General features: G+C 40.1%; 11 protein-coding genes. 7 read left to right on the top strand and 4 right to left on the bottom strand.

Translation table 11 applies throughout. From position 1 onward, the window contains the following. Positions 1 to 80 precede the first annotated feature (80 nt). Positions 81 to 305: an antitoxin of toxin-antitoxin stability system gene (locus ABUE36_RS08735; RefSeq protein WP_161000919.1), complete on the bottom strand. Its 225-nt coding sequence runs from the start codon at positions 303 to 305 to the stop codon at positions 81 to 83. Positions 306 to 664: 359 nt separating this feature from the next. On the opposite strand from ABUE36_RS08735, the gene rbsD reads away from it, so the two are divergent. The 4 genes from rbsD (at position 665) to ABUE36_RS08715 (ending at position 4,830) form a co-directional block, all read left to right on the top strand. After that, on the top strand, positions 665 to 1,060 hold the full coding sequence (rbsD, locus tag ABUE36_RS08730; protein ID WP_017262869.1) for a D-ribose pyranase: 396 nt from the start codon (positions 665 to 667) through the stop codon (positions 1,058 to 1,060). A gap of 31 nt (positions 1,061 to 1,091) precedes the next feature. Next, positions 1,092 to 2,456 (top strand): L-fucose:H+ symporter permease, encoded by a 1,365-nt coding sequence (gene fucP, locus ABUE36_RS08725; protein ID WP_421016618.1) that lies wholly within the window; start codon positions 1,092 to 1,094, stop codon positions 2,454 to 2,456. A gap of 96 nt (positions 2,457 to 2,552) precedes the next feature. Continuing rightward, positions 2,553 to 3,473, top strand: a complete 921-nt coding sequence (rbsK, locus tag ABUE36_RS08720) for a ribokinase (RefSeq protein WP_421016617.1) — start codon at positions 2,553 to 2,555, stop codon at positions 3,471 to 3,473. A gap of 427 nt (positions 3,474 to 3,900) precedes the next feature. Next, the gene (locus tag ABUE36_RS08715) at positions 3,901 to 4,830 is read left to right on the top strand and encodes an IS30 family transposase (protein WP_421016616.1); all 930 of its coding nucleotides are present in this window, start codon (positions 3,901 to 3,903) and stop codon (positions 4,828 to 4,830) included. On the opposite strand, the gene ABUE36_RS08710 is transcribed toward ABUE36_RS08715, so the two are convergent. Both ABUE36_RS08710 and ABUE36_RS08705 read right to left on the bottom strand, forming a co-directional pair. Continuing rightward, positions 4,796 to 5,476, bottom strand: coding sequence for an NAD(P)-dependent oxidoreductase (locus ABUE36_RS08710; protein ID WP_421016615.1), 681 nt, complete (start codon positions 5,474 to 5,476; stop codon positions 4,796 to 4,798). The two genes, ABUE36_RS08715 and ABUE36_RS08710, sit on opposite strands and share 35 nt — an antisense overlap. A 301-nt stretch (positions 5,477 to 5,777) precedes the next feature. Continuing rightward, complete coding sequence (locus tag ABUE36_RS08705; protein WP_421016614.1) at positions 5,778 to 6,680, bottom strand: LysR family transcriptional regulator; 903 nt, start codon at positions 6,678 to 6,680, stop codon at positions 5,778 to 5,780. 135 nt (positions 6,681 to 6,815) lie between these two features. Between ABUE36_RS08705 and ABUE36_RS08700 the strand changes: the two genes are divergently transcribed. After that, a complete protein-coding gene (locus ABUE36_RS08700) occupies positions 6,816 to 8,144 on the top strand; it encodes an enolase C-terminal domain-like protein (RefSeq protein WP_421016613.1) in 1,329 nt (442 codons plus the stop codon). 245 nt (positions 8,145 to 8,389) lie between these two features. On the opposite strand, the gene ABUE36_RS08695 is transcribed toward ABUE36_RS08700, so the two are convergent. Continuing rightward, entirely contained in the window at positions 8,390 to 9,319 is a 930-nt protein-coding gene (locus ABUE36_RS08695; RefSeq protein ID WP_096109805.1) for an IS30-like element ISLpl1 family transposase, read from the bottom strand. A 126-nt stretch (positions 9,320 to 9,445) separates the two neighbouring features. On the opposite strand from ABUE36_RS08695, the gene ABUE36_RS08690 reads away from it, so the two are divergent. Then, on the top strand, positions 9,446 to 10,639 hold the full coding sequence (locus ABUE36_RS08690; protein ID WP_421016612.1) for a mandelate racemase/muconate lactonizing enzyme family protein: 1,194 nt from the start codon (positions 9,446 to 9,448) through the stop codon (positions 10,637 to 10,639). 34 nt (positions 10,640 to 10,673) lie between these two features. Further along, entirely contained in the window at positions 10,674 to 11,816 is a 1,143-nt protein-coding gene (locus tag ABUE36_RS08685) for a lactonase family protein (RefSeq protein WP_421016611.1), read from the top strand. Positions 11,817 to 11,896 lie beyond the last annotated feature (80 nt).

Below are 11,896 nucleotides of genomic sequence, written 5' to 3'. Positions count from 1 at the left end.
AAAACTGAACTTAGTGTCCTTTTTTGACCTAAACCAAAGTTACTAGTACTCAGTTGAAAACGAAGTAGTGGAATGAAAAATCAGACAAATTCGTCTGGACTGATATTGAATCCTTCATCAAGTTCACTGCCGCTATGTGCGGCAACGTATTCTTTATCTGTGAAGGGATTGTGTCCTCTCGGTAAGTAAATAACGGCACCGTCACGTCCTTGTAGAACGTCAAAGGTATCATTTTTCGGATGAATATCGAATGGCAAGGGCAAAAAGTTGTGTGAGTCGATGGTTTGAATCTTAACTGTTCTCATTAATTTGACCTTTCTCGTGTATGCTTGAGGTATCAACCATTACCACCATAAATTTAGCATAATCTAGTTCCAAATAATAATATTTGCGTTGGTTTGTAGAAGAGTGGAGTCGACGCAACGGGCTACACAATCAAGTTAACGTTTGAGCGGTAACAATTGTGACGCAGGAAGTGAACACAGACTAGTAAAATTAATTCAAGAAAACACTTGAAAGCCTTTCCAAACTATGATATATTTTTCACATTGATTTTCAATAAAACGTTTTACCAAAAACAGTGAGCTGTCATAGCTCACTTAAAATTATTTAAGTAAAACGTTTTACCAATGTAAAAGTTATCCAAACCGAAGGGAGAAACACAATGAAGAAGACAACAGTAATTAACTCAGACCTATCGCGTGTGATTTCAAATATGGGTCACATGGATTGGTTATCAATTGGGGATGCAGGCATGCCGGTACCCGCAGGAACAGAGAAAATTGATCTAGCAGTTACCAAACAATTGCCAAGTTTTATCGACGTTCTAAAGAATGTTTTGGCCGAATTAGAAGTACAACACATTTATTTGGCCGAAGAAATCAAAACGGTTAATCCAGAACAATTGACAGCTATTAAGCAATTGTTGCCTGACACACCAATTACGTTTGTACCGCACAGCGAATTGAAAAAAGACCTCAGTAAGACACACGCCTTTGTTCGCACTGGCGAAATGACGGCGTACTCAAACATCATTTTGGAGAGTGGCGTGACATTCTAACTGTCAGCCATCACTTTATAGGAGCATAGAAATGGAAGAGACGAACATGCAACAAACTTCGGTTAAGCAATTATCAGACGGGTACTTATCCCGTACACCAATGTTTACTTTCTTACTGGTATCAATGATTTTCCCACTTTGGGGTGCGGCTGCCAGTTTGAACGATATTTTAATTACTCAGTTTAAAACAGTTTTCCAACTGAACGACTTGGCAACAGCCTTTGTTCAAAGTGCGTTTTACGGTGGCTATTTCTTAATTGCCATTCCGGCATCGCTTGTTATTAAAAAAAGTTCATACAAGTTTGCCATTATGATTGGGTTGTTTGCTTACATTGTCGGATGTAGCTTATTCTTCCCGGCATCACGGATGGCAACCTACAGCATGTTCCTAGTTGCTATTTTTGCGATTGCCATTGGGTTGAGTTTTCTGGAAACAGCGTGTGACACATACTCGTCCATGCTGGGACCGAAAAAGACGGCCAACGCGCGGTTAAACTTTTCACAAACTTTAGTGCCGCTTGGTGATATGTTGGGTATCGTGCTAGGAAAATACCTGATCTTTGGTAACGGTGGGAACTTATCTGAAAAGATGTCTCATATGGCGCCAGCCGCTCGTCAGGCTTATGGCGAAAAAATGTTGCAGCTCACATTGCAACCTTACAAGTACATTCTTGGCGTGCTGCTGATTATCTTTGTGATTATTGCCTTTACAAAAATGCCAGCCGCTAAGGCCACTGCAGAAGGCGCTGAAGAGGCAACAACTGCTGATACAAAGGCTGAAAAGGTAACATTACGTGAAACACTGAAGTATCTTTCTCATAACAAACGTTATCAACGTGGTGTTATGGCACAATTTTTCTACGTTGGTATGCAGACAACCGTTTGGTCATTCACCATTCGTTTGGCCTTAAACCTAAACCATTCAATTAGTGATTCTGCTGCCTCAACGTTTATGATTTTCAGTTACGCAATGTGGTTCTTTGGTAAAGTGGTGGCCAACTGGTTGATGAACCGTTTCTCAATTACGAAAGTTTTGACCGTTTATTCATTCCTAGGAACATTGTCATTGTTGGCAACCTTCTTGATTCCAAACATGACTGCCGTTTACACTGCCATCTTAGCCAGTTTCTTCTTCGGTCCTGAATGGCCAACAATTTATGCACACACACTGGACACAGTTACCGAAAAGAAGTACACCGAAACATCTGGTGCCATTCTGGTTATGGCCATCATCGGTGGTGCAGTGATGCCATTGTTGCAGGGTGCCGTTTCTGATCTGACGACAATGCAATTTTCATTCATCGTGCCACTTATCTGTTTCGTTATCGTAACGACATACTTCTTCTTTGAACATCGTTACGAAGTTGCACATCCAGAAACTATTGCGGAACACTAAAAGCATCGTAGGCACTACTCTTGTTTAGGTGTTTTATGGTAAATTAGTCATGGAACAATTTATACGGTTTATTATTGAATATTAAAGGGGACAATTATGGCGAACAAAGTCGTTGTATTAGGAAGTCTAAACATGGATTCCATCTTACGGATTCCACGTCTGCCACTTGGCGGCGAAACTATGGAAATGACGGATAAAAGCTCAGCTCCTGGTGGTAAAGGGGCTAACCAGGCTGTTGCTGCTGCTCGTGCTGGCGCACAAACGTCATTCATTGGTAAAGTTGGTGCTGACGATGCAGCAGAGGTATTGCGCGATGCTTTGAAGTCAGACAACATTAGTGTTGAACATGTCACGACGGATGAACAACGCGGTTCTGGTCAAGCCTTCATTTTATTGCAAGAAAGTGGTCAAAACTCGATTCTTGTTTACGCTGGTTCTAACCAGTCATTAAGCAAGGCCGATGTTGATGCTGCCAAAGATGTGATTAAAGATGCCGATTTCTTAATTTCTCAATTTGAGACACCAATTGAAACAACGACGTATGCATTCGAGTGCGCACAATCCGTTGGCGTCACGACAATCTTAAATCCAGCACCAGCGATCCCAACGATCCCAGCTGATCTATTAAAGGTCACTGATTTGATTGCACCAAACGAAACAGAATCCGCAACCATCACCGGTATCGAAGTGACTGATGCCGCTTCAATGTTGTTGAACGCCGCTAAGTTCGCCCAAATGGGTTGTAAGGAACTGATCATTACCGTTGGTGCTCGTGGCGCCTTTTATGCGAACCAGAACGGTAGTGGTTTCGTTGATGCATTCAAAGTGAAGGCCGTTGACACAACAGCTGCCGGGGACACATTCCTTGGCGCTTTAAGTTCACAATTGAAGCCAGACTTCAGTAACATGCGTGAAGCCATTACGTTTGCTAACCATGCTTCATCAATTACTGTTCAACGTCTTGGTGCACAGCCTTCAATTCCAACACTGGATGAGATTAAGGCAGAATATAAATAAGTAAGTTATCGATTTTGAGTTCGGTAAAAGACATCATTCATGAAAGCGTTGCTTTTGTGAGTGATGTCTTTTTTAGTATTTCGGATGGTCAAGTGCCTTATGTGGACGATTAAAAGGGAATTCTTTTGCGTATGTAATGGGTAACACTGAAAATAAACAGAAATCAATCCGAAAGAATATTCTAAAATAGAATATATGGTATAATAGTCAATGAAAGAATATAAACTCATACGTGATGGTAAAAGATTGAGGAACCTGAGTAGGATCGGATTTGAGTCTGGTTTTGATTGGGAATTTGAATTGAAAACCCATCAGGTGATGAGCATATAGTAGATTGTAAAATTAATCCGAACGCTGTTCGGACAAAAAAGATCAGCTTCCTTTAAAATGGTGTTTACAACAAACCCATCTTTTAGGAGCTGATCTTTTGTCTAGTATAACCTATTCCGAACGAATTAAAATCGAAACCTTTTGTGAACTAGGGCTGTCCAATATCCAAATGGGCGTTCGGCTGAACCGATCACCGTCAACAATTTCTTATGAATTATCTCGATGTCAACCTTATCAGGCTGAATTAGCACAAACAGATGCCGAATACAAGCGATCACGATGTGGTCGGAAAACTAAGCTGAGCGATGAGTTAAAGCAAACAATTCTCAACCATTTACATCTAAGCTGGTCACCAGGAATGATTGCTCACGAATTTAAACTAGCGACTAAATCTATTTATAATTGGCTAAATCAGGGGAGAATTGGTTTCTCCTTGAATGATCTACCTGAACATGGCGTACGCCAACGGCGTAACGTTGACCAACGATCCAAATATAATCAATCTTTGGGGCGATCGATTGAACAGCGTCCCATGATGATTAATCAACGTAATTGCATCGGTGATTTTGAACTAGATACCGTCGTTGGCCCTCGTGGGCATAGTAAGGCAGTTTTATTAACTTTAATCGATCGCAAATCACGGTTCCTTTGGGCATATCGGTTAAAGGACCGAACGACAGCGAGTGTTAATGAAGCACTGACTAAGTTCCTAACAACTTTTAATGGACCGGTGCACAGTTTTACTGTGGACCGTGGTACTGAGTTTAGTGGGCTAGTATCATTTGAATCACAATATGGTATTAAGACCTATTACTGTCATGCTTATACGCCAGCTGAACGTGGTAGTAATGAACGCTTTAATCGGAATTTACGTTATTTTTATCCTAAGGGGACTCGTTTTGAGCACATTAGTGCTCAAGATTTAACGACGACGTTACTCCAAATTAACCAGAGACCGCTTAAAATACTTGACTGGAAAACACCGTATCAGGTTATGCTGACCAATTTGTCCAAAAATTCGGATTAAATTTGCAATCTACCGTAAGTGGCATATTAACGGAAATAAAGTCAGCCTGTTTGTAAATCTCAGTTAAACTGCCAAGCAGGGGAACCGGTGCAGTTTTCAAATAAGGATCATAGCCAATGACATTCATTCCAAAGGCTTGTGCAAGTTTTGCAAGTACTTGACCAATGTGTCCTAATCCAAGAATTGCTAGAGTTTTTCCTTTAATCTCATGACCGTTTAAACCATATTCTGTTGAAAAGCCTGGTAAAGAAAGACCTTTTAATTCATTTTTCTTTTCATGTAACAAATGGTCAGATGTTAGTAGACGTCGACTAAGCAAAAGCATGGTACTGATAACGTATTCTGCTACGGCATATGCATTAGCACCATTTACTTTGGCCACTAAAACGTGATTAGCGGTGGCGGCATTAACGTCAACATTATTGATACCTGTCCCATTGCGTGAGATTATTTTGAGTTCCTTGCCTGCGTCAATAATATCTTTGGTTAGTGCAGATGATCGCATTATTACTGCATAGGCATCACTGATTTCCTTTTTCATGGTCTCAGCATCAGTACTTGGTGATACTGTTACTGTAAATCCGTTGTCTTGAAGTAATTTGATTCCGACATCATCAATCTTTTCGCTTAAAAGTACCTTTTTCATTACGACTCCTCCTAAAATGAATTTCGTTATAACTTTCATTCTAGTGAGGAAATTCACTAAAGCACAGTGCTCATTAGTACATGAGATGAACCAAAAAGACACATGGATGAGAGCTTACAATATCGGTAAGGAAAGCGTTTCCGAAGTGATGCGAGTAAATGAGCTTATTTTTTTGATTTCAATTTACAAATGGGCACTTGTGAATTTGATTCTTATTTTTTTATTCCCCAAAAATAAATAACCCTTAACACCGTTTCCTCGTAATCTGCAGTGTTGAGGGTTATTAAGTTAATACTTAACATTATGAATAATTTTGACGGACTTGTTTTACTAAGCGTAAGAGAAACTTGTTTTTTGTGTTTTTGTCATAGAACAAATTCGAAGAGTAGTGGTTATTATCAGTTTCCTGTAATGGAATGAAATTGAGCAACGGATTGCGTACTGTTTCAATATCTATAAACGGGCTTGGGTAAAAGCCGATTCCTTTATTGGCAGCAACATAAGCATCTCGCAGTTCAAGTGATGAGCATCGCTTGATTTGATTTTTGGAAAATAAGTCTGGAAATTTATTGAGAAAGACATCCTGCATAAAGTCAGAGTCTGATGGTGAATAGTAGAAAACGTTTTGATCTGTTAAATCATTGTTGCTGATGCTTTCTTTATTAGCTAGGCGGCTCAGCTTACTGACGCCGACTACTAATTCGCCACGCTTTAAACTGACACGTCCAAGTTTCGTGACTAATGGGTCAGTTAAATCGTAAAAAGGGGAAATAGCAATGTCTAAGCTACCGGCTGCAACAAGTTTAACCAATCGCCGACCGCTTTCCTGAACAAAGTCTATATTAACTTTCTTGTTTTCTTTGAGTACAGGGAGTAAAAGGCGCTGTAATTCAATTTCTTGGTTAGCAGATGCAAAGCCAATTCGAATGCGATGGTTAGATTCAAGTTGCTCACTCTGAATGCGGTTAAGCTCGTTATTGTACGTATTAACAATATCTTGAGCTGCGACGATAAACTTTTTGCCTTCTGTAGTTAATTCAGAACTATTTTTGTTTCGCAAGAATAGTTGAACGCCAAGTTCATTTTCCAATTGATCCATTTGCTTTGAAACAGCACGTGGAGATAGGAAAAATTCACCGGATCCTGCCTTGAAACTGCCGTACTTGGCTACTGCTAGAAAGGTTTTGAGATTATTGACTTCCATTTGCAATACTCCCTCGAATTATTTTAAGTGAACATTTTGTTCACCTAGTGACTTATCATGCACTATGATAGCACTTTCATAAATTTTACAATGTAACTGAAAGTCAAATTGATCACAAAGAAAGAAGGACTTATGATGAGCGTTCCGAAAATTAAGAAAATGGAAGTTTTTCCTGTTGCTGGTTATGACAGTATGTTATTGAATTTAAGTGGTGCACATGGTCCATTCTTTACAAGAAACATTGTTGTGTTGACAGCTGACAACGGGGCTGTAGGTGTTGGTGAAGTCCCAGGTGGGCAAAAAATTACTGATACGTTAGAACATTCTAAGATGTTGGTTGAAGGCTCATCTATTGGTGAGTATAAAGCGACTTTGCAAAAGATTAGGAATAAATTCTCATACTTGGACAAGGGCGGACGTGGTAATCAAACATTTGATCTGCGGATTATGGTACATGCATTAACTGGCGTTGAGACAGCTTTATTAGATTTACTCGGCAAATATTTGCACGTACCAGTGGCCGCGCTTCTGGGTGATGGTCAACAACGCGAGCATGTTGGCGTTTTAGGATATTTGTTTTGGGTTGGTGATACTAGTAAAACGGATCTGCCATATTTGCAGAATGACGACGATACCAGTGAATGGGGACGTCTCCGACGTAAACCTGTAACCGATGTTGAGTCACTAGTCAGATTAGCAAGAGCATCCTACGATAAATATGGATTTAAAACCTTTAAATTAAAGGGGGGTGTGTTTGATGGCGAAAAAGAAGTCGCTGCTATCAAAGGCCTTCATGAGGCTTTTCCAGATGCCAAACTTGATTTGGATCCAAATGGAGGCTGGTATTTAAAGGACGCCCTGCATTATGCAGACGAATTGAAAAAAGATTTGCACTATATCGAAGATCCTTGTGGTGCAGAGGATGGATTTTCAGGTCGTGAAATTTTGGCAGAGTTTCAGCAATTAACGCACATGCCAGTTGCGACTAATATGGTGGACACTGATTGGCGGCAAATGTCACATGCATTGGCATTAAACTCGATTTCCATTCCGTTGGCTGATCCACACTTTTGGACGATGGAAGGTGCGGTGCGTGTTGCGCAACTTTGTGATGAGTTCAATCTTAACTGGGGTATTCATTCAAACAATCATTTTGATATTTCCTTAGCCATGATTGCAAATACGGCTGCTGCTGCTCCTGGAAATGTGTATGATGTCGATACACACTGGATTTGGCAGGATGGGCAGTATTTGACCAAAAACCCGTATCAAATTAAAAATGGTCAGTTAACTGTTCCACGTGACAACGAAGGATTAGGTGTTGAAATTGACATGGAAGCAATCAAGAAAGCTCATCAGTTGTACGTTGACAATAATCTAGGTGCTCGCGATGATGCAGTCACAATGCAATATTTAATTCCAGGCTGGAAGTTTGACCCTAAGCGTCCTGCTATGGTTCGCTAGAATAATTTTCTTTGATAATTAAACCTACTAGCCACTTTGTTATGATTTTTGTTGATGGAATCACGATAGAGTGGCTTTTATGTTAGTAAAAGGTACTCTGTTGGGGTTAGCGTGAACTTTAAGTTCAGCATGGGAACAGAACGCTTCTATGAATTGTGATTTAGTGAACTCATACTAGCAAATGAAAGCGGTTACTATCATTGCTGATAATAAAGTGGAGGGTGAACTTAAGGTAGATTGCAAATTTAATCCGAATTTTTGGACAAATTGGTCAGCATAACCTGATACGGTGTTTTCCAGTCAAGTATTTTAAGCGGTCTCTGGTTAATTTGGAGTAACGTCGTCGTTAAATCTTGAGCACTAATGTGCTCAAAACGAGTCCCCTTAGGATAAAAATAACGTAAATTCCGATTAAAGCGTTCATTACTACCACGTTCAGCTGGCGTATAAGCATGACAGTAATAGGTCTTAATACCATATTGTGATTCAAATGATACTAGCCCACTAAACTCAGTACCACGGTCCACAGTAAAACTGTGCACCGGTCCATTAAAAGTTGTTAGGAACTTAGTCAGTGCTTCATTAACACTCGCTGTCGTTCGGTCCTTTAACCGATATGCCCAAAGGAACCGTGATTTGCGATCGATTAAAGTTAATAAAACTGCCTTACTATGCCCACGAGGGCCAACGACGGTATCTAGTTCAAAATCACCGATGCGATTACGTTGATTAATCATCATGGGACGCTGTTCAATCGATCGCCCCAAAGATTGATTATATTTGGATCGTTGGTCAACGTTACGCCGTTGGCGTACGCCATGTTCAGGTAGATCATTCAAGGAGAAACCAATTCTCCCCTGATTTAGCCAATTATAAATAGATTTAGTCGCTAGTTTAAATTCGTGAGCAATCATTCCTGGTGACCAGCTTAGATGTAAATGGTTGAGAATTGTTTGCTTTAACTCATCGCTCAGCTTAGTTTTCCGACCACATCGTGATCGCTTGTATTCGGCATCTGTTTGTGCTAATTCAGCCTGATAAGGTTGACATCGAGATAATTCATAAGAAATTGTTGACGGTGATCGGTTCAGCCGAACGCCCATTTGGATATTGGACAGCCCTAGTTCACAAAAGGTTTCGATTTTAATTCGTTCGGAATAGGTTATACTAGACAAAAGATCAGCTCCTAAAAGATGGGTTTGTTGTAAACACCATTTTAAAGGAAGCTGATCTTTTTTGTCCGAACAGCGTTCGGATTAATTTTACAATCTACTTTAATGAGGATTACAAGTATTGACGTTATGAAGATACCTAGTGAAGATCCTAGTTTTAGTGGTAACGGGCAAGGGTCTAAAGAAGATTGGTGCCCTTTAGTTATCAGAATTAACACGGATGAAAAAATTTCTGGATTTGGCGAAGCAGGCTTAGCTTATGGAAAAGGCTGGCGAGGTGGATTTGGGATGTTACAGGATTTCAGTGAAGTCATTATTGGGGAAGATCCACTTAATAATGAAAAAATTTGGAATAAATTGCTTACAGCTACTTATTGGGGAATTGCTGGTGGCGTGGTTGTAAATGCGGCCATTAGTGCAATTGATATCGCCCTCTGGGATATCAAGGGTAAGTATTACAATACGCCGGTTTATGAACTACTCGGTGGAAAAACTAATGATCATCTGCGAGCTTATGCAAGCCAGCTCCAATATAACTGGGGTGAACACATTGATAAGTTGAAGTTGATAACCCCAGAAGAATACGCCGAGGTTACTCGAAAAATCATGGCGGAAGGATATGATGCACTAAAATTCGATCCAATTATGTTAAGTGATCAGCCAGATGGTGGTGGTGTTTGGCAAACCAAAGGGGTGGTCACAAAACACATCGTTGACGTTGCATATAATCGGGTTAAAGCAATGCGAGAAGCGGGTGGAGATAATCTTGGTCTCATCATTGATATGCATGCTAACTCTGATACAACATCGGCTATTAAGATTGGTCAAGCATTGGAAGACCTAGATATTATGTATTACGAGGAACCAGTTAGCACGCTCAATCCAGACAACACGTTAGAGGTTGCAAACAAGGTAAATATTCCAATTGCGGCTGGCGAACGTGTCTTCACTCGATTTGGTTTTAGAAAATTCTTCGAAGATCGGTCCATTAAGGTAGCACAACCGGATCTCTGTCTTGCTGGCGGTATTACAGAAGCAAAAAAGATTTGTGATATGGCCTATACGTATGACATTAATGCACAAGTTCATGTGTGCGGTGGACCGATTGCGGTTGCTGCCGCTTTGCAAGTTGAGGCGGTGATTCCTAACTTCTTGATTCACGAAGTTTATCAACGGGCACGCAATGCCAAGGATCGTGCAACTTGTAAATTTGATGATTTTCAACCTGTAAATGGGCACATTGATATTCCTGATCGTCCTGGTATTGGCCAAGAGTTGACGCCAGAAACGATCGATAAATCCCAGCGTGTGACTATTCAGTAATATTAAAATTTCAGAATAATGGAGGGAAATTATTATGATTGATAAGTTTTTACTTGGTGGCTATACGTCAGATAATTACACACCAAATAATCATTCCGAAGGAATTTATGTTGCGAGTTTGGATACTGAAAAGGAACAATTGACCGATATTAAATTAATGGTTACTCTAGATGACCCAGCATTTTTTAACTACGGATTGAAAAATCATAAAATTGCGGTGGTAATGACAAAGGATGACAGCACTGGTGGCGTTGGTATCATTGATGTTAATGCAAAAACGGGCATGGGCCGACTAATAGCCGAAAAGATGCTTGATCAATCAGTCAAAGGCAGCTATGAAGCATATAACTACTTCAAAAAATTGTATTACTGGAATGAATTGCGTTACACAGTCCCATCATATGTGTATCTAGATGAGAACCGAAAAATGGTGTTTGCCGCTAACTATAATACTAATGCCATTTATACTTGGAAATTGGATGATAATTATCAGTTTATTACGGAGCATCGTTACCCAATTGAAGGACGAGGGCCTAAAGCGGTTCAAGATGCGGCACATATTCATTACACACGATTATTACCAGATGGACGCCTGATAGTTTGTTCATTAGGTGCCGACAAAATTATGATTTTTGATGTAAATGATGATGCGAGTTTAAGTCCGGTATCAGAATTTCACACGAAAGCGGGCTTCGGACCCCGTCAACTAGCTTTTAATGAAAACACCAATAATTACATCTACGTTTTGAATGAAGTGGGCAGTCGTACTGGAGTCGTGAAATATGATCCAGAAACGGGTTTGCTGAGTCAAATTGATGATTACTCAAATATTCCTGAAGGGTACGCCGGACATAATCAATCTGCTGGGATTCGGGTATCCGCTGATGGCAAATTTGTTTATGCGTCAAACCGAGGACATGATTCGTTAGCTGTTTATAAAGTTTTAAATGGCGGTGGACATTTGGAAAAGATTCAGACAATTAAAACGGATGGTGTTTCTCCACGTGATTTTGATCTTAGTAAAAATGGAGATTTCTTGTTGTGCGCTAATCAGATGTCAAATGAATTAATTTTATTTAAGCGTGATTCCAAAGAGGGTTATCTCAACATTGTACAGCGTGACATTAAACACGATGCATGTGTTAGGGTCCTTGAAGCCACAGACTTTTTAAGCTGAACACTTAAAAATAAACAGAATTTAAGAAAGCGTTTTCATTGCTATCACTAATATGCTACGCTGTTGTTGGGAGTGATAAT

Source organism: Furfurilactobacillus cerevisiae (assembly GCF_048961765.1).
Lineage (GTDB): Bacteria > Bacillota > Bacilli > Lactobacillales > Lactobacillaceae > Furfurilactobacillus > Furfurilactobacillus milii_A.
Note: the sequence above shows the minus strand (reverse complement) of the source record. Positions and strands in the feature narration are given on the sequence as shown.